This is a genomic window from Saccharospirillum sp. ABV4_185 (genome assembly GCF_056159245.1).
The window spans coordinates 1,536,120-1,553,871 of sequence record NZ_JBSWUW010000001.1 but is presented as its reverse complement, the minus strand read 5'-3'; the positions used below and the strand labels follow the sequence as shown (position 1 = coordinate 1,553,871).

The following is a 17,752-nucleotide window of genomic DNA, read 5'->3' as shown; positions in this document are numbered from 1 at the left end:
ACGGGAGCGGTACGCCGCCCGGACTTGAGACGCCACAGACCGCTAACACAGCGTCCAGCGTCTCCCGTTTAGCGTCTTCCGGCGCGCAGCGCCAATCTGATCCTTTTTTATTCAGCCTAAGCGGTTATAATGCGCGCCCCTTATTTCCCGGAACCCTGACGTTGTGATCGATAACCTGCGTAATATCGCCATCATCGCCCACGTTGACCATGGTAAAACCACCCTGGTCGACAAGCTGCTGCAGCAGTCCGGCACCCTCGGCCGCAAGGACCAGGGCGCGGAACGCATCATGGACTCCAATGACCAGGAGCGTGAGCGTGGTATTACCATTCTGGCCAAAAACACGGCCATTAAATGGCAGGACTATCGTATCAACATCGTCGATACCCCCGGACACGCCGACTTTGGCGGCGAAGTAGAACGGGTTCTGTCGATGGTCGATTCGGTGCTTTTGCTGGTCGACGCCGTCGACGGCCCCATGCCGCAGACGCGTTTCGTGACTTCCAAGGCGTTCGAAAAAGGCCTGAATCCTATTGTTGTTATCAACAAGATTGACCGCCCGGGCGCGCGTCCGGACTGGGTTATGGATCAGGTGTTCGATCTGTTCGACCGTCTGGGCGCCACCGATGAACAGCTGGATTTCCCGATCATCTATACCTCGGCGCTGAACGGCATTGCCGGCGACGACCCGGAGAACATGGCCGAAGACATGACGCCGCTGTTCGAAATGATCACCCGCCAGGTGAAAGCGCCGAACGTTGAACTCGACGGCCCGCTGCAAATGCAGATTTCCGCCCTCGATTACAACTCTTATGTCGGCGTTATCGGTGTTGGCCGCATCAAGCGCGGTAAGCTGAAAACCAACGATCAGGTGGTTGTGGTTGGCCGCGATGGCAGCAAGCGAAAAGGCCGTATTTTGCAGGTCATGGGTTACCACGGTCTGGAGCGCGTTGAAGTGCCCGAAGCCGAAGCCGGCGATATCGTCTGCATCACCGGCATCGAAGGCCTGAACATCTCCGATACCCTCTGCGAACCGAACACCCCCGAAGCGCTGCCAGCGCTGACCGTTGACGAACCGACGGTGAGCATGACCTTCCAGGTGAACGATTCACCCTTCGCTGGTCTGGAAGGCAAGTTCGTGACCTCGCGCAACATCAAGGACCGCCTGGATCAGGAGCTGATTGCCAACGTCGCACTGCGTGTTGAGCAGGGCGATACCGCCGACAAATTCAAAGTCTCTGGTCGTGGCGAACTGCACCTGTCGGTGCTGATCGAGAACATGCGCCGCGAAGGTTTTGAACTCGCTGTATCGCGTCCGGAAGTGGTACAGAAAGTGATCGACGGCGAAATTCAGGAGCCGTATGAGCAGGTTGTGATCGATATCGAAGAGCAACACCAGGGCGGCGTCATGGAAGAACTCGGTTTGCGCAAAGCCGAGATGACCAACATGGAAAACGACGGCAAAGGCCGTATCAAACTGGAATTCATCGTGCCGTCACGCGGTTTGATCGGTTTCCGTGGCATGTTCCTGACGCTGACCTCCGGCTCCGGCATCATGACCTCGATCTTCGACCACTACGGTCCGGTCAAAGGCGGTGATATGGCGGGTCGCCAGAACGGCGTGCTGGTGAGTATGGCCAAAGGCAAGACGCTGGCTTACAGCCTGTATCAGTTGCAGGATCGCGGTCGTCTGTTGCTCGGTCATGGTGAAGAAATCTACGAAGGTCAGATCATCGGCATTCACAGCCGCGACAACGACCTGGTGGTTAACCCGACCAAGGCCAAGCAGCTGACCAACATCCGTGCCGCCGGTACCGACGAAGCGCTGACGCTGAGCCCGCCGATTCGCCACACCCTGGAACAGGCGCTGGAATTTATCGAAGACGATGAACTGGTTGAAGTAACGCCGGAATCCATCCGTCTGCGCAAGAAACTGCTGACCGAAAACGAGCGCAAGCGCGCCGGTCGCAGCAAAGGCTGATAAGACAGCGGGCAAAGCCTCGGTTTTGCCCGCTTTTCCAACCCGCTCACGGCATTCCATAGCCAGCTGAACTACACTCTTCCACTTGATGTCTGTTCGCTTAGTGGAAGAGCGCCTGTGCCCAAACCTGTCCTGGCTCCGTCACGGAAACGACTGTCCCTGTCCCGGCGATTATTGGTCTGGATCGCCGGCCTGTTCGTTACCCTGGTGGTGCTCACCACCAGCATTCAATTAAGCCTCGAATATTCACTCGAAGAAGAATCCGGTGCCCGCGACATTGCCTTCACTCTGGCCAGCAGCCGCGATGTTTTAGCCAATGCTTTGTGGAGTTTCGATCCGGTTCAGATTGAAGCCTCCGCCGACCTGCTCTATGAACATCCGCTGATCACGGCGGTGTTTATCGAATCCGAAGACATCGCGCTGAACGAATGGCGCGGCCCATCCAACACCTGGCCCAATCCCAGCCAGCGTTTCGAACTGAACGACTATCCCAACATCCACATCGAAAGCGTTGGCAACCTGATCAACAAGCGGCTGCGTTTTACGCTCGATATCGTCTTCCCGGCCAACGGTGTGGAATACCCGGTCGGTCGCGCCGAGGTTTACTCTGACGTCGGCGTTATCCTGGGCAAAAGCTGGCGCAACCTCACCTTCACCGCCATCAGCGCGGTTTTGCTGTGTGTGATCCTGGTGCTGGTAACGGCCGTGTCGGTGCGGCGTCTGGTCGAAAACCGGCTGCAGGCAATGCAGGACGTTATCGCCACCATCGAACCTGAAGATGATGTTTTTCGCGCCCAATTACTGCCCGACTGGCTGGCCCGCGAAGGCGACGAGATCGGCCTGCTGGCGGTCACCTTGAATCGCCTGCAGGTGCAACTGGCCGACCGTTCGTTACGCATCAAACAACATCAGCAAAACCTGGAACAACAGATCCAGCAACGCACTCAGCAACTGGAAGATACGCTGACGCAGTTGCGCATCAGCAACGCCCACAAGAACGAATTCCTGGCCAATATGAGCCACGAAATTCGCACCCCGATGAATGGCATTATCGGCATGGCCGAACTGATGCAGGACAGCGAACTGAGCCCCACCCAACACGATTATCTGGCCACCATTCTCAATTCTGCCCAGGCCTTGACCACCATCCTCAATGACATTCTCGATCTGTCGAAAATCGAAGCCGGCAAGCTGGAACTGGAAATCATTGATTTCGATCTGCCCGATTTGGTCGACGAAACGCTGGCGCTGTTTATCAAGCCGGCCGAAGACAAAGGTCTGGCGCTGACCGTCACCCTCGATCCCGACTTACCAAGACGCGTCAACGGCGACCCCAATCGCTTGCGCCAGTTGCTGTTGAATCTGCTCGGCAACGCCTTGAAGTTTACCGACCAAGGACAGATCGAAGTGCGGGTGCGCTGTACTGACCAGCCCAACCAGATGCATTTTGAGGTCAGCGACACCGGTATCGGCATCAGCCCGGATCAACAAAGCGCGCTTTTCGATGCCTTCTTCCAGGCGCACAGCCAGGGCCATTATGGTGGCACGGGCTTGGGTCTGGCGATCTGTCAGCGCTTGGTTGAACTGATGAATGGCCGCATCGGTTTCACCAGTCAGCCGGGACAGGGCTCGACCTTCTGGTTCGATATTGAACTGAGCCACTATCAGGGCGCACCGGTTCAGGCGTCAGCGCAGCGCCAGGAAACGCCGCAGCGGCCACTGCGTCCCGCCCATCTGCTGTTGGTTGAAGACAATGTGGTGAACCAGCGTGTTGCCGAAGGCATGTTGCACTATCTGGGCATGTCGGTGGTGCTGGCCGAAAATGGCGCGCAAGCTCTGGCCCGACTGCAGACGGAAGCCTTTGATCTGGTGCTGATGGATTGTGAAATGCCGATCATGGACGGCTACGAAGCATCGCGGCGCATTCGCGCTCTGGACGATGAAGCGCTGCGCCGGATTCCCATTATCGGGCTCTCCGCCCACGCCATGATGGACCACCAGCGCGAGGCCCTGCAGGCCGGTATGGACGGTTATCTGACCAAACCGCTGCGCCGTCAGGCCCTGGCCGCCATGCTGGCACGCTGGCTGCCGGCCGATCAGTCCGGATAAAGCTGGGTCGGGCCCTGCTCGGTCGATTGTGGCCGGCGCTGGCGTTTTATCAGCGCTGCCAGTAACACCTTGCGTTCGGCGCGGCTCGGTGCCGCTATCGATTGCCGGCCGTACAGGCCGGCATTTATACGCCCCCAGACCGCAGCAGCCGAACCGGACAGTTGCGCCAGTGCCTGATACGGTTCCATGCCTTCCTGTTCCAGCCAAGCTAACAAAGCCTGCCGAAAGCGCAGTGGATCGGACTCGGCCAGCAAATCCGCCGGGCGCAACGCCTTGGCGGGAGTCGGTGCTTTAGTCTTGGCCGGGCTCTCGTTCAATGTCTTGCGCCGACGCCTGAACCACAGCACCAACGCAGTGAACAACCAGCCCAGCGCCAGCGCCAGGCTGATCCAGGGCCAGACAAGGCGGCTCGGCAAAACCGTTTCCGGCGATACCGACTCCGCCAAGGGTGTCGGTTGCAGCGCCTGGCTGGCCTCCGGCGTCACCTCAACGGTACGCGCCGGAAGCTCGGCATAGGCCAGTTGATCGCGCTGCAGATCCCACCAGGGCAAACGCACCGCCGGCAAGCGCTGACGGCCGGGTTCGGTAAACACCAGGGCCGCCAAATCACGGCGCTGGTGGTCATCAAACTCCGGCGCGTTGCGATACAGACGCCAGGCATCGCCGCCCAGGCCGGCCAGCGGGTCGGGCAGGCGCGTCGGTGGCAGACCTTCAACATCGGTGGTGACAGTCCACTCCTGATGGGCGTGGGCCGCCAACTGCAATTGCCCGGGCAGATTATCACTCAGACTTAATTGCCGGGCCGGCAGCCAGGCGGCATCGTCAGGATACTCAGCGGGAATGGGTTTCACCGCTATGCCGATCGCCGCATGCGTGCGCTCAACCGACCGCCGTTCACCATAAGGACCGGCCTGATACTGGCCGACAAAACGAATCGGCGGTATTTCCAGTTGACCGGGATGATCCGCCGTCAGCCGGTAGATTAACCGATAGCGCCGCAGCTGCCGGCCATTGCGGTATTCGGTGACGTTGTTTTCATCGAGCAGTTCGACGTTAAAGTCGCCAAAACTCAAATTCGCGTATTCACCCTGCAGGCGCACCTGATACCACAGATCGATGGTCAGTTGCGTCGGCTGGCCGATGTAGAGCTCGCGCTCGGCCAGATTCACTTCCAGGCGAACGGCATCGGCCGGCAGCGCATCGCCACGATTGGCCGGATCGAGCACTTCAATCAGAATGCGTTCGCTGCGCTCATCGCCCAATCGAAACGACGGCACCTGCAAGGTGCCGATATGACGAGGCCGCAACCACAGATGCCACTCGCGCCAGGCTTGAATGGTGCCATTATTGGCGCGCCGCAAACGCTGGCCCTGGCTTTGCTGATCGATATCAAAGAGCGCCGATAACGGCGTCAGATCGAGCGGATAGCGGGCACTGTCCGGGTCGGCGCGGATGGTCAGTTCCAGCCGTTCATCCTGATACAGCCGGCTGCGATCAACCTCGACTTCGACCGTCGCCCAGACGCGCCCCAAGGCGAAGCTGAGCATTAACAGTAATAACAGCAGGCGAGCTACCATAGCGTCGCTCCCGGATCGTCACTCGGCGCCTGGCGGTATTCCTGCTGCAGCCGACGCTCCAGCAGATTGCCACGCGGTGGTGGCACCCGATTCAGCAACTGCTCCAGACGCGCATTTTGCACCCGCTGTTGAGCATCGAGAATGGGATCGGCCGTCGCATCACTCCGGGCGGACTGAGCGTCCGACTCGCTTTGATCGAGACCGAGCGACTCCGCCGGCTGCGCTTCCTGCTGCTGCGCTTCGTCTTCTTCCGGTGGCCGGTTCTGCGCCAGAAAATCGGCCACCAACTGACGATTGTATTGGGCCGCCGGGTGGTCACTCTTCGCCAGCGCCTGGTCATAGGCCGCCAACGCCGCTTCCAACTCACCCTGACGCACCAGGGCGTTGCCTCTGTTGTAATGCGCATCTGCACTGTCGAGCTGACCCCAATAGCGCGCGGCCGTGGCGTAATCGCCAGCCTCGAATGCCAACTGAGCCTGGAGTTCAGGGCGTTCGGTCAAGTCGCGACTGCGTTCCAGTTCGCCATGCCGCCAGGCTTCAAAAGCCTGCTGCTCCGAATTCTGCCACAGCGCTTCCGCCGCAACCGGGCTCGGCTGCCAGAGCCACAGTTGCGACACCAGCAACGGCAGCGCAAACACCAGACCACGCCGGTACCAGGGCAACAGCAAGACGAGCGCCGGCAGCAATAACCAGGGCCCGATATCCTGCAACGACGACCCGGCCAGACCGACACTGCGGCGCGCCGTCAACCACTGCTGCGGTGGTTCAGAACCCAAGGCCAGTAACTGACCATCGAGCCGCCGGGCCGCGCGTTGAAAGGCGTCGCGGTCCAGACTGGCGACCACCAGACGATCACCGTCGGTGACAAAGCCATCGCCATTGGGCAGCGGAATCGGCCCACCCTGTTCCGTGCCGACCGGCATGATCCAGGTGCTGCCACCGGCGTGATTGCTGCTGTCGACCCCGGCGAGCAATTCACCGCCCGGATCGTCGGTCAGCCACAGTCGATGCAGCGGCTGACCCGCCAGCTGCGCCTGTTTTTCACCGAGCAGTTGAAAGGCCAGATCAGGACGATTGCCATAACGCGGCATCTGGAAGGGATCCAGTTGCTCCAGTTGCAGCGCCAGGGTTTGGGCGTCTTCGGTCAAGGGCATCAGCCAGTGCGCCGAAGCGGAATAGATGATGACGGCGGTGCGTTCGAACAAACCCGAATCGGCCCAGTCGAGCACGGTGCGACGGGCGCGCTCCAGCCGCGAGGGCGTCAGGTCCTCAGCGGCCATCGACAGGCTGTTATCCAGGACCACCACCAGATTGCCGTAACTCAGCCCAGTGGTGGTCGGCTGAGTGCGCGCCGGCCCGGCCAGGGCGACGATGATCAGCACGCCGGCCAGGCCCAGCATCCACTGATGACCGACCGGGTCACGACCGGGCTGATGATTGAGCGCGCGGAGTAACTCAGGCTGAATCAAGCGCGACCAGCTGCCACTGCGACGGCGATGCCGGCTCCACCACCAGGTCAAGATCCAGGGCAGCAGCAACAGCAACAGCCAGGGGCGCAGCAACATCATGCCGAGTTCCTCTGGCTGTTCATCACCCGACCCAACGTCAGCAAGCCTAACGCCGCCAACGCCGGCACCCAGAACCAGTCGTGGGTCTGACGACTGTTCAGCGACCGTTGCAGGCTCGGCTCTAAAGCATTGAGTTGCTGATAAACCGTCGCCAGTTCCTGCGTCGAACGCGCCCGGAAATAACGCCCCCCGGTTTGTTCGGCAATAGCTGACAGGGTGGCCTCATCGACGGTGCTGTTGGTCATGCTGAAGACGCCCAAACGCGGATCGGCGCCAAAACCGATGCTGTGCACGCGCACGCCACTGGCCTTGGCCGCCTCCGCGCCTTGCCACGGCTGCAACTCGCCGGCGGTGTTTTCACCATCCGATAACAGAATAATCACGGCCTCTTCGGCCTGCGCCTGACGCAATCGCTGCACCGCCAGCGCCAGCGCATCACCAATGGCGGTACTGTTACCGGCCATGCCCGGCTGCAAGGTGGCCAATACCGCTTCGACTGCATCGACATCCGGCGTTAACGGCGCCTGCAAGGCCGCGAAATCACCAAAGACAATGAGCCCCAGGGCATCGCCGCGACGCTGGCGTACAAAGTCACCGACCACCGCCTGTACCGCCTGATAGCGACTGACGGTCTGGTTCTGCCACTGCATATCGGCCTCGGCCATGCTCAAGGACAGATCCACCACCAGCATCATGTTACGCCCGGGTTGCGCCGGTATCAGCGGTGGACCCAGGGTTTGTGGGCGAGCCAGCGCGACGATTAACAGCGCCCAGACCAGCCACAACCAGAATCCGGCGCGACCGGAACGCGCCGGCTCGCGTTCATTGCTGTCGCTCAGCCAACCTTGCACCACTGGATGCCGCAAGCGATCAGCGGTGGCACGCGCCGGCAGACGCCACCACAGCAACCAGGGCACGGGCAGCGCCAGCAACGCCCAGGGCCAGGCGAAAATCATCGGCACCACCGCCGAATCAGGCGCCGCGCCTCGCGCCAGTTAATGCGCACAGTGCGCCGCCGATAGTGAGCGTTCACCCAGGCTGGCGCCGCCGATTGCCCCAACGTCTGGGCGACAACATCGGCGAACGCCTGGGTATTAAGTTGCCGCACCCGGGCGCCACCGGCGTTGCGCAGCAAGGCGTGTAATAGACGCAGCCGGCTTTGCGGCGGCCGTTTTTTCAGTTGCCGCAACGCCTTCAGATAATAGCGCCGGCGCGCACTGGTACGGCGATAAATCACCAAGGCCAGCAGCGCAGCCATCAGTAACAGAGCCAAGACCCAGAACGGCCAGGCCGGTGGCCAGGCAGAAGGCGCCGGCGGCGCGCTGTTAGCCAGCAACTGCGCGCTCAGCTGACTCAGATCGGCAGCGGCCATTGGCGCACCTCCGACCAGTTAAAGGCTTGGCTGGCGGTCGGCAACCAATGCGCCTGGCGCCGCTTCGACCACTGCCGCCAGTCATCCTGACGCTCGGCAAAAGCCTGACGATGACGATGTCGAACCCGGGCAGCATCGGTCGACAGACGCTGTTCACGGGCACCATTGTGAATCGACAGCGTACCCACCGCCGGCAATTCGGCCTCCACCGCATCGACCGGTTGCAACACGGTCAAATCGTTCAGCCGTTGCATCGGTAACGCCAGATCCAGCGCCGTCGGCGTCCAATGGCTCAGATCCGACAACAACCACAGTGTCGGCCGTCCCGCCAGCGCCGCCTGGATACGCCCGGTCGAGGGCGCTGCGCTGCCATTAAGATGGGTCTGAGCCAACTGACCATGCGCCTGCGCCAAACGCTGACAGGCGGCCGCCACGTCGGCCGGGCGCCGTAAATTAAGCCACAGCTCAATGCCCGGGCCGGTCACCAGCAAACGCACCGGCTGACCCAGACTGATCAGCCGCCAACTGAGAAAAGCCGCCCAATGACTGGCCAGCACCGACTTAAATACCTTGGTAGTACCGAAATAGAGGCTGGCGCTGAGGTCCAGCCAGATCAGTTGCGGCTGACGACGTTCGGCTTCGAACAGACGCACATAGGGTTCATTGCGCCGGGCGGTGACGCGCCAATCGATGCGGCGCACATCTTCGCCACTTTGGTAGGCGCGCAGTTCAGCGAACTCGCGGCCCTGACCGCGCTGGCGGCTGCGTTGCTCGCCGTCCAGATGATGGTGCGCCGGGCGCGAGGGAAGGCGCGACAGATCCGTTGCGATCAGCCGCAACGCCAATAATTCCGCCAGCCGGACCTCGGTGCCCGCCGGCGCCAGATCGGCCTGCATCAGGGTACCGCCACGCTGTCCAACAGATGATCGACCACGGCGCTGGGCGTCCAGCCTTCGGCCTGGCCGGACAGCGACAGCACCAGCCGATGCTCCAGAATGCGATGCGCCAAACGATGCACCTGATCCGGCGTGACGAAGTCTTCGCCTTCGAGCCAGGCCAGGGCGCGCGCGCAACGCTCCAGCGCCAGAGTGGCGCGCGGTGAGGCACCGAATTCGATAACGTCGGCCAGGCGGCCGCTGTAATAGGCCGGACGCCGGGTGGCATCGACCAGATGCACGATGTAGTCGCTCACCGCCTCGGCCACGTGGACATCGTTCAATGCCCGTCGCGCTTCGCCGAGTTCCGCCAGACTGGCCAGGGTAACCGGTTCGGCTTCCACCTGGGCTTCACGCCGCCGCGCCAGTTCCAGCACGCGGCGTTCGGTGGCGGCATCCGGGTAATCCAGTCGCACGCGCATCAAAAAGCGGTCCAGCTGCGCCTCCGGCAAGGCGTAGGTACCTTCGTGTTCAATGGGGTTTTGCGTGGCCATCACCAGAAACGGATCGGGCAGCGAATAGGTGGTGCCTCCGACGGTCACCTGACGCTCCGACATGGCTTCGAGCAGCGCCGACTGCACCTTGGCTGGTGCCCGGTTGATCTCGTCCGCCAGCACCAGATTGGCGAACACCGGGCCGGGCTGAAACTCAAAGCGATGGGTTTCAGCGCGGTAGATGTCCGAGCCGGTGACGTCGGCGGGCAGTAGATCGGGGGTGAACTGAATGCGCTGGAAATCGCCATCGATGGCGGCGGCCAAGGCCTTAATGGCCGTGGTCTTGGCCAGGCCCGGCGCGCCTTCGACCAGCAGATGACCGTCGGCCAGCAGCGCTAACATCAGTGACTCGATCAGCTCCGGCTGACCCAGAATGCGTGTCTGCAGCGCCATCTGCAGCCTGGACAGGGATCGATCGGTGGTCATGGCACGCCTTTGGCTAAAATTTGTTCTGATTCTAGGGCCTGACCGGCGCGCTGCAAAGGTTTGTCAGGCAGCGTTCGATGACGCCGGCTTCTGGCCGCGCACAAAGGCATCGACCCGATGCAGGGGAATATGGTCACTGGTATCGCGGCCATACCACAGATCAACCACCTGGCCGTGTTCATCGATCAGGAAGTCGGCCGGAACCAGACGAATATGCGGATTGTTCGGATCGGGACGACCACCCGCCCTCAGGCTGCGCACAATACGCGGCAACTTAAACACCACCGCCTTGAATAACGCCAACAGCGACTGCTCGACGCCATAGTCGTTATAGAGCTGCAGATCGGGATCGGCGATCAATCGGAATGGCCTTGGATGACGCGAAACATGGCGCCGCACTTCCTGGTCGCTGCAACTGAAGACGGCGAGAATTTCCAGGCCCTGCTGTTGCCAGTCCGGGTAGCGATGCGTCAATTCGTGCACTCTAAAACTGCAGAACGGACAGGCGGCATCGCGGAAAAAACTCAGCATGACGCGACGGCCACGATAATCGCTCAAGCGAATCGACTGGCCGTAAACATCCTGAACGGTAAAATCCTGACTGTTGCAGGGCGCGGTCAAGCGCATGCGAACCTCGTTAAACTGTGAATACCCGAATTGCTCAATACGTACGGACTAGTCGTCTGGATCGACCGTCACTGGAACGGTCCATTCAGCAGCGGCAGTCGAGCCAGCCACACCGCTTCGGTTATGCTTGTAAGATGCAACCGTCCACTATCCTGCCATGACCACAAACTCACCGGCCAGCGCCAATGCCTGGCGTTTCCGACTGGCCGGCTGGACGCTGATGGGCGTTATCGTTGTGGCCATCAGCGCCGCCCTCTATGACCCCTGGCCTGCCTGGTCCGCCGGTGTGCTGGTCTGGTTAGCCGCTCTATTGTTACTGGGCAGCCTGAAAGGCCCGCAACGCTGGCAGGTGCGCGCCATGTTCGCCTGTGGCGTGCTTGGACTGAGCCTGGGTTTACTGCGCGGTGCCGACTGGCTCTATTTGCGCAAAGCCCTGGAAGCCAACCAGACGGTGATCGCCATGCTGATGGGTGTCAGCTTTTTGCGCCTGGTCGGCAGCACAGCGATAGACGGCGCCGATGATCGCCCTGTCGGCAAAGCGGCGCTGATTCGTACCTTGCTCGGTGGCCATTTGATCGGTTCGGTGATCAATATGTCGACCATCGCCATCATCGGCGACCGCTTATCCCAGTCCGGAAAACTCAGCTCATTACAGGCCTTGGTGATACTGCGCGGTTTCAGCACCGCCGCTTTCTGGTCGCCGTTTTTCGCTGCCATGGGTATCGCCCTGATCAGCGCACCCGGTGCGCAACTGGCAACGCTGGTCACTGTTGGTTTGCCCTCCGCCGCGACCGCCCTGGCCATCACCATCTGGCAGATCAGCCGCCATCCGCAGGTTGATCAAACCCTCGGTTATCCGATGCATCTGGATTCACTCTGGCTGCCCATGCTGTTGGCCGTGCTGGTGATGGTCGCGCACCAGTGGTGGCCCCATATTTCGGTGTTGACCTTAGTGACGCTGATTGCCGTGCTATTCGCCCCGCTGTGGGTAACGCTGCGCCAGGGCCGCAGCGGCGTGCGCGCCACGGTCGATCATATTCAATTCGGTTTGTCGCGCCTGGGCGGCGAGGTGTCGCTGTTTCTCGCCGCAGCGGTCATGGCCGCTGGCGTGGCGGCGCTGCTGGCGTCGTTCAACGTCGAGGTTCGTTTTGAGCAGTTTGGCGCCAATCAGGCTTTCTTGGTGCTGCTGATCATGATTGGCCTGGCCATGATCGGCATGCACCCGGTCACCACCGTGGCGCTGGCCGGCAGTTTACTGATGCCGGCCATCGACGATCCCAATCTGCTCGGCCTGGTGTTCCTGATGGGCTGGTCTTTGGGCGTGGCACTGTCGCCCTTTTCCGGCATCCAGCTGGCGTTGCAATCGCGCTATGGCGTCTCGGCCCGTGCCCTGCTGCGCCTGAACCGCTGGTACGCGCCGTTGCTGTTGGCTATCGATTTTATCGCCCTGCACGCTTACCAATTGTGGCTCGCTTAAGATGCCGAGCCTGGCTTGAGGTTGTACACTGCCGTCCATTAAAACCGGTGTCGACGCGCACCGCTGCCCAACAAAAAGGAAAGTCCCATGAAACAGAGCACCGATCGCATTCTCACCACCCATGTTGGCAGTCTGCCGCGCTCCCAGGCCGTGGTGGATGTATTGATGGCCCGCGAGCACGGCGAGGAGACCGATCCCAGCAAATTTGAAGCCGTGGTTTCCGAAGCTGTACGCGAAGTCGTTAAACTGCAGGCCGAGGCCGGCATCGATGTGATCAGCGATGGTGAGCTGAGCAAAATCGGCTACGCCACCTACATCAAAGATCGCCTGAAAGGGTTTGACGGTCACCAGGCACGCAAGGTTGCGCTGGATCTGGCCGACTATCCGGAATATCAGGAAAAGATGGCGCTGGTCGCCGGCAAGCAAAGCTTTAAGCGACTGTGCTGCACCGGCCCGGTCGAAGTATCCACCACCGAACCGCTGGAATTCGATCTGAAGAATTTCAAAAGCGCGGTCGATGGCGCCGGTGTCACCGAAGCCTTTATGAACGCCGCTTCGCCGGGTGTGGTCTCCGCCTTCCAGCCAAACCAGTACTACCCGAGCATCGCTGAATATCTGGAAGCCATCAGCAAGGCGATGCAGGCCGAATACGAAGCCATCGTTGATGCCGGCTTTATTCTGCAACTGGATTGCCCGGATCTCGCCATGGCGCGTCACACCGGCTTCCAGGATTTAAGCGAAGCGGAATTCCTGGCGCAGGCCGAATTGCAGGTCGAAGCCTTGAACGCAGCGCTGGTGAATATTCCGGCGGAAAAACTGCGTATGCACGTCTGCTGGGGCAACTATGAAGGCCCACACACGCACGACATCGACTTGCGCAAAATCATGAACGTCATCTTGAAAGCCAAGCCGTCGGCGATTCTGTTCGAAGCGTCCAACCCGCGCCATGCCCACGAATGGCAAATCTGGAAAGAAACCAAGTTGCCGGACAACAAAATTCTGGTGCCGGGCGTTATCGATTCCACTTCCAATTATGTCGAGCATCCGGAACTGATCGCCCAGCGTATCACTCAGTTCGCCGACATCGTCGGTCGTGAACGCGTTATGGCTGGCACCGACTGCGGTTTCGCCACCTTCGCCGGTGTTGGCAAAGTCGACTCCAAAATCGTTTGGAAGAAACTGGCGTCGCTGGCAGAAGGCGCGGCTTTGGCGACCAAGAAACTGTTCTGATTGATCGATGGCGCCGACTCAGTCGGTCGGCGCCTGTTCCCGGTCATAACGGCCGTAGTCGCGCAACACCTGCGCTACCCGCAAGCGATAGTCCGCAAAAATTTCTGTTTTCCCCAACTGCTGAGCCCGGCGATGATCGCTCTGTTCGCGCCACAACCGCACCGCCGTTTCGTCCTGCCAAAATGACAGCGACAGCAACTTGGTCGGCTTGCTCAAACTTTGAAATCGTTCAATAGAAATAAAGCCTGGCTGATTGGCCAGATGTGCCCGTAACTGTTCAGCGGCGGCGAGATAATCGTCCTGCCGCGCCTCGTTCGCTATCGCTTCAAAAATCACCGCTATCATTGCGAAGCCTCCGTCAGCCAATCACAGCTTTCTGGAACCGGCGCCAGAAAAGTCCGTCGCTCTTCGAGAATAAAACCCTCGCGCTGGGCAAACTCAAAATTGGCGCGGCCGTCGGGATCGCTTCGTAACCGCGCCCGATAGGCTTCATAGTCCGCCAGGCTGGCGAAACTGATCAGCCCCCAGGCTTGATAGTTGGTGCCTTCCCACGGCAGAAAATAACCCAGTAACTGACCGCCACAGGCGGGAATAATTCGGCCCCAGTGACGCGCGTATTGCGCAAACTGCTCGCGCTTGGCCGGATCGATGCGATACTCAATAAAACAGCTGATGGTCATAGCAAGACTCCTGGTCATTGGAGCCGCCAGAGTAGAAAGTCCGCTCTCGCCTTGCTTCGATGAGCATCGAAGTATTCACCATCGACTTCATCCAAACTGGCTGCGCTTGCACAGCAACGAGACCGCATCATGCAACCGAACATCGCTCAACTCGCCGCCGAACTGGGCGATCCCAGCCGCGCCCAAATGCTGACCGCTTTGTTGGGCGGTCAGGCACTGACTGCCACTGAACTGGCGCTGTGCGCCGACATCAGTCCATCGACGGCGAGCAGCCATCTGGCGCGCCTGGAGCGCAGCGGTCTGATTCAATTGCGCAAACAGGGACGGCATCGCTATTTCGAATTAAGCGGTACGCCGGTGGCGGAATTACTGGAACAATTGATGGGTTTAGCGGCGGCTCAGGCACCGACCATTGCGACCGGACCAGATGACTTGGCGCTGCGCCATGCCCGCCTGTGCTACGACCATCTGGCGGGCGAACTGGGAGTGCAATTGCACGACGCCCTCTGCCATCAAGGCCTGATCGACAGCCACGCCGATCAATGCCAATTGACGGACCTTGGTTCAGCGCATTTCGCTGCCTTGGGTTTTGTGCCACAACGCAGCCGCCGGCCGTTATGCCGCGCCTGTCTCGACTGGAGCGAGCGGCGCAGTCATCTGGCGGGTCAGTTGGGGCAATGGATTCTGGAGGATTTACTGCACCGAGGCTGGGCCAGGCGCGATCTGCAAGCGCGCAGCCTGAGGTTTAGTCCAGCCGGAGAACGCGCTTTTCGTCAGCGCTATAGAATCAACGACGACGCCGTATCACTGTCAGCCTGAGTTCGAATCAGTGCTCAAACAAGCCCGCAAAATCGGCAAAACCTTTCACTTCAATCGGATTGCCGAAGGGATCGTAGAAGAACAGGGTGTATTGTTCACCAGCCTGACCGGCGTAGCGTTTCGTCGGCGGAATCACAAAATCCGTTCCCGCCTGCTGCAATCGATCCGCCAGTTGCTGCCAATCATCCAACGGCAAGATCACACCGAAATGCGGCATCGGCACCGCCACGCCATCGACCTGACCGGTATTACGCGTGGCCCAGACGTCACCCAGATGCAACGACAGTTGATGGCCGTAAAACTCGAAATCGACCCAGGTGTCGGTGGAACGCCCTTCGCGGCAGCCGAGCACCTCCCCGTAAAAGCGACGCGCTTCAGCCAGATCGGTGACGTTAAACGCCAGATGAAATAAAGATCGCCTCATTTCAATGCCATTCAGCCCAGTACAGGGGCGCCACCGCTCAGCGCCAGGTTAACCAGATAGGTTGTGTACGCCAGGTAAATCACCAGCAAAAAACCACCTTCAAGACGATTAATACGGCCCTGACGCTTACGCGTACCGATGCCCATGATCAGCAACAGAACCGTCAGCGCCGTCATCAGCACCCAATCACGGGTGAGTACCGCCGACTCAATCTGCATCGGGCTGATGCTGGAGGCCAGACCGACCACGGCCAGCGTATTGAACAGACCCGAACCGATCACATTGCCCAGTGCCAGGTCGTGTTGTTTTTTGCGGATCGCGGCGAGCGAGGACGCCAGTTCCGGTAATGAAGTACCGATGGCGACGACGGTCAGCCCGACGATCAGGTCGCTGACGCCGAGGTCGATGGCAATCTCCACCGCGCCCCAGACCAGGGCCCGCGAACTGAGCACCAGACCAGCCAAACCGACCACCAGCCAGAGCAAGGCAGCACACAGCGTCATGGCGTGGCTGTCGAGGTTGTCGGTGTATTCGGTCTCGAGCACATCGCCCGGCTGACGGCCCTGCAACACCGACCAACCCATGGTGCCGGCGAACAGCAGCAGCAACAGGAAGCCATCGAGGCGGGACAGGTCGTTATCAAGCAGTTGCCAGCCGGCAAAGAGGGTGATCAGCAAGAGGATGGGCAGTTCACGACGCACGATGCCGGACTGCACCTGAATCGGCGCAATCACCGCCACCAGACCGACCACCAGACCGATGTTGGTGATGTTGGAGCCGTAAGCATTACCCAGTGCCAGGCCTGGATTGCCGTCGGTAGCGGCGATCACCGACACCACCAGCTCCGGTGCTGAAGTGCCGAAACCAACAATCAACATACCGATCAACAGCGGTGACAGACCGGCGTAACGGGCGGTTCCCGAGGCGCCATCGACAAAGCGATCCGCACTCCAGACCAGCACCACCAGACCGATTAAGACCGCCAACCAGGCTAACAACATAACGCCCTGCTCCAGAAAAATGAGGCCGTATTAAGCCAGAGGTAAGGGCTGTTGAACAGCCACAGGGGCGGCAGAGCACCGCCCCGTATGGCTGCCGGATTAGGGCGAGGTGACGTTGTCTTCCTCCTCGCTTTGCCACAGCGGCGCGGTGTCTGCCAGAGCAGCGCCGGTACCATTGGACAGCCCAAAGAGACCCGGATATCGACTGCTGCTCAACGCATAACGATCACCATCCTGGAACAGCTGATAGCGGCCGGCTTCGCCAAAGTCGACCGTTAATTCCGGTCCGTCAACGGTAAAGGCCGAGGCGTCCTCAGCGGCGATCAGTCGGCTGACAATCAGGCTATGCCAACGCTGCAACCAATCTTGCCAGGCGCTCAGATTGAACTCGGTCTGAGTGCCTTGTGGCTGCCACTGGCCGTCTTGCTGGAGTAACTGGATATCGTCGACCTGCGCCTGGCTCAAAGCCTGCGGATCGATCTGCAATAAGCGATTATCCAGCCAATGCTCGGCATCGGTACTGAGTTTGCTGGCATCCAGATCGATGCTATAGACCGCATCGTCACCGTCACGTCGGACATAAAGTTGCTGATAGGACGGAGCAGTACCGAAGTAAAGCGGCTGTTCGCCGTCAGCAGTGACCAGAGTTAGCTGTTGGCGAAAGTGCTCAGCGTCGGTGGCAAAGCGTTCAGCGGCACCACCGCTGGCCGCTACCGGCCAGTTCAGTTCGGTATCACTCAACTGCGTCAGCAAGCCTTCAACCAGACTCGGTGACGCCGGCAGGATGCGGCCGTCGAGATCGAACTGCCAACCGCTTTCAGCCTGAGTCAGCGTCAGTTGGCTGGGTTGGTCATCGCGTTGATCCACGATTTGCAACTCAGTGACCTCAGTTGACGACAATGACAGCAAAGGCTCGACCGAAGGGCCGGAGTGACCCAGCCAGCGACCACCCAGTAAGGCGACGATCAGCAGCAGTTGTGCTGCCAGCGCTACCCATAACCAGCGATTAATTGTGTTCAGCATCATCGTCTC

The 17,752-nt window shown here is 60.2% G+C and carries 17 protein-coding genes; 5 read left to right on the top strand and 12 right to left on the bottom strand.

From position 1 onward, the window contains the following. Nucleotides 1-163 precede the first annotated feature (163 nt). Both typA and ACXAE6_RS07215 read left to right on the top strand, forming a co-directional pair. Complete coding sequence (gene typA / locus ACXAE6_RS07220; RefSeq protein ID WP_475146220.1) at nt 164-1,981, top strand: translational GTPase TypA; 1,818 nt, start codon at nt 164-166, stop codon at nt 1,979-1,981. Between the two features lie 117 nt (nt 1,982-2,098). After that, complete coding sequence (locus tag ACXAE6_RS07215; protein WP_475146217.1) at nt 2,099-4,090, top strand: hybrid sensor histidine kinase/response regulator; 1,992 nt, start codon at nt 2,099-2,101, stop codon at nt 4,088-4,090. Here the strand turns inward: ACXAE6_RS07215 and ACXAE6_RS07210 are convergent. From ACXAE6_RS07210 to ACXAE6_RS07180, 7 genes are all read right to left on the bottom strand, one after another. Beyond that, a complete protein-coding gene (locus tag ACXAE6_RS07210; protein ID WP_475146216.1) occupies nt 4,078-5,667 on the bottom strand; it encodes a BatD family protein in 1,590 nt (529 codons plus the stop codon). The genes ACXAE6_RS07215 and ACXAE6_RS07210 overlap by 13 nt on opposite strands. Beyond that, nucleotides 5,661-7,235 carry a VWA domain-containing protein gene (locus ACXAE6_RS07205; RefSeq protein WP_475146214.1) on the bottom strand — a complete coding sequence of 525 codons (1,575 nt, stop codon included), beginning with the start codon at nt 7,233-7,235 and terminating at the stop codon, nt 5,661-5,663. Before ACXAE6_RS07205 ends, ACXAE6_RS07210 begins: the two co-directional genes overlap by 7 nt. Further along, nucleotides 7,232-8,191, bottom strand: a complete 960-nt coding sequence (locus tag ACXAE6_RS07200; protein ID WP_475146212.1) for a vWA domain-containing protein — start codon at nt 8,189-8,191, stop codon at nt 7,232-7,234. Before ACXAE6_RS07200 ends, ACXAE6_RS07205 begins: the two co-directional genes overlap by 4 nt. Then, nucleotides 8,188-8,607 (bottom strand): DUF4381 family protein, encoded by a 420-nt coding sequence (locus ACXAE6_RS07195; RefSeq protein WP_475146210.1) that lies wholly within the window; start codon nt 8,605-8,607, stop codon nt 8,188-8,190. The genes ACXAE6_RS07200 and ACXAE6_RS07195 overlap by 4 nt, the downstream gene beginning before the upstream one ends. Continuing rightward, entirely contained in the window at nt 8,589-9,503 is a 915-nt protein-coding gene (locus ACXAE6_RS07190; RefSeq protein ID WP_475146209.1) for a DUF58 domain-containing protein, read from the bottom strand. Before ACXAE6_RS07190 ends, ACXAE6_RS07195 begins: the two co-directional genes overlap by 19 nt. Beyond that, nucleotides 9,503-10,462, bottom strand: coding sequence for an AAA family ATPase (locus ACXAE6_RS07185; RefSeq protein WP_475146207.1), 960 nt, complete (start codon nt 10,460-10,462; stop codon nt 9,503-9,505). The genes ACXAE6_RS07190 and ACXAE6_RS07185 overlap by 1 nt, the downstream gene beginning before the upstream one ends. Nucleotides 10,463-10,525: 63 nt before the next feature. Continuing rightward, on the bottom strand, nt 10,526-11,089 hold the full coding sequence (locus tag ACXAE6_RS07180; protein ID WP_475146205.1) for a peroxiredoxin family protein: 564 nt from the start codon (nt 11,087-11,089) through the stop codon (nt 10,526-10,528). Nucleotides 11,090-11,246: 157 nt separating this feature from the next. Here ACXAE6_RS07180 and ACXAE6_RS07175 point away from each other — a divergent pair, with 157 nt between their 5' ends. Both ACXAE6_RS07175 and ACXAE6_RS07170 read left to right on the top strand, forming a co-directional pair. Further along, nucleotides 11,247-12,566 carry a hypothetical protein gene (locus tag ACXAE6_RS07175; protein ID WP_475146202.1) on the top strand — a complete coding sequence of 440 codons (1,320 nt, stop codon included), beginning with the start codon at nt 11,247-11,249 and terminating at the stop codon, nt 12,564-12,566. 87 nt (nt 12,567-12,653) lie between these two features. Then, nucleotides 12,654-13,796: a cobalamin-independent methionine synthase II family protein gene (locus ACXAE6_RS07170; RefSeq protein WP_475146199.1), complete on the top strand. Its 1,143-nt coding sequence runs from the start codon at nt 12,654-12,656 to the stop codon at nt 13,794-13,796. Between the two features lie 18 nt (nt 13,797-13,814). On the opposite strand, the gene ACXAE6_RS07165 is transcribed toward ACXAE6_RS07170, so the two are convergent. Beyond that, a complete protein-coding gene (locus tag ACXAE6_RS07165; protein WP_475146197.1) occupies nt 13,815-14,141 on the bottom strand; it encodes an antibiotic biosynthesis monooxygenase family protein in 327 nt (108 codons plus the stop codon). Then, complete coding sequence (locus ACXAE6_RS07160; RefSeq protein ID WP_475146195.1) at nt 14,138-14,476, bottom strand: NIPSNAP family protein; 339 nt, start codon at nt 14,474-14,476, stop codon at nt 14,138-14,140. The genes ACXAE6_RS07165 and ACXAE6_RS07160 overlap by 4 nt, the downstream gene beginning before the upstream one ends. Nucleotides 14,477-14,605: 129 nt before the next feature. Here ACXAE6_RS07160 and ACXAE6_RS07155 point away from each other — a divergent pair, with 129 nt between their 5' ends. Beyond that, nucleotides 14,606-15,295, top strand: a complete 690-nt coding sequence (locus ACXAE6_RS07155; protein ID WP_475146191.1) for an ArsR/SmtB family transcription factor — start codon at nt 14,606-14,608, stop codon at nt 15,293-15,295. Nucleotides 15,296-15,302: 7 nt separating this feature from the next. Here the strand turns inward: ACXAE6_RS07155 and ACXAE6_RS07150 are convergent, their stop codons facing one another. The 3 genes from ACXAE6_RS07150 to ACXAE6_RS07140 form a co-directional block, all read right to left on the bottom strand. Then, a complete protein-coding gene (locus ACXAE6_RS07150; RefSeq protein ID WP_475146187.1) occupies nt 15,303-15,719 on the bottom strand; it encodes a VOC family protein in 417 nt (138 codons plus the stop codon). Between the two features lie 11 nt (nt 15,720-15,730). Continuing rightward, nucleotides 15,731-16,720 (bottom strand): calcium/sodium antiporter, encoded by a 990-nt coding sequence (locus ACXAE6_RS07145; RefSeq protein ID WP_475146184.1) that lies wholly within the window; start codon nt 16,718-16,720, stop codon nt 15,731-15,733. A 99-nt stretch (nt 16,721-16,819) separates the two neighbouring features. Continuing rightward, nucleotides 16,820-17,743, bottom strand: coding sequence for a DUF4340 domain-containing protein (locus tag ACXAE6_RS07140; protein ID WP_475146182.1), 924 nt, complete (start codon nt 17,741-17,743; stop codon nt 16,820-16,822). Between the last annotated feature and the right edge of the window lie 9 nt (nt 17,744-17,752).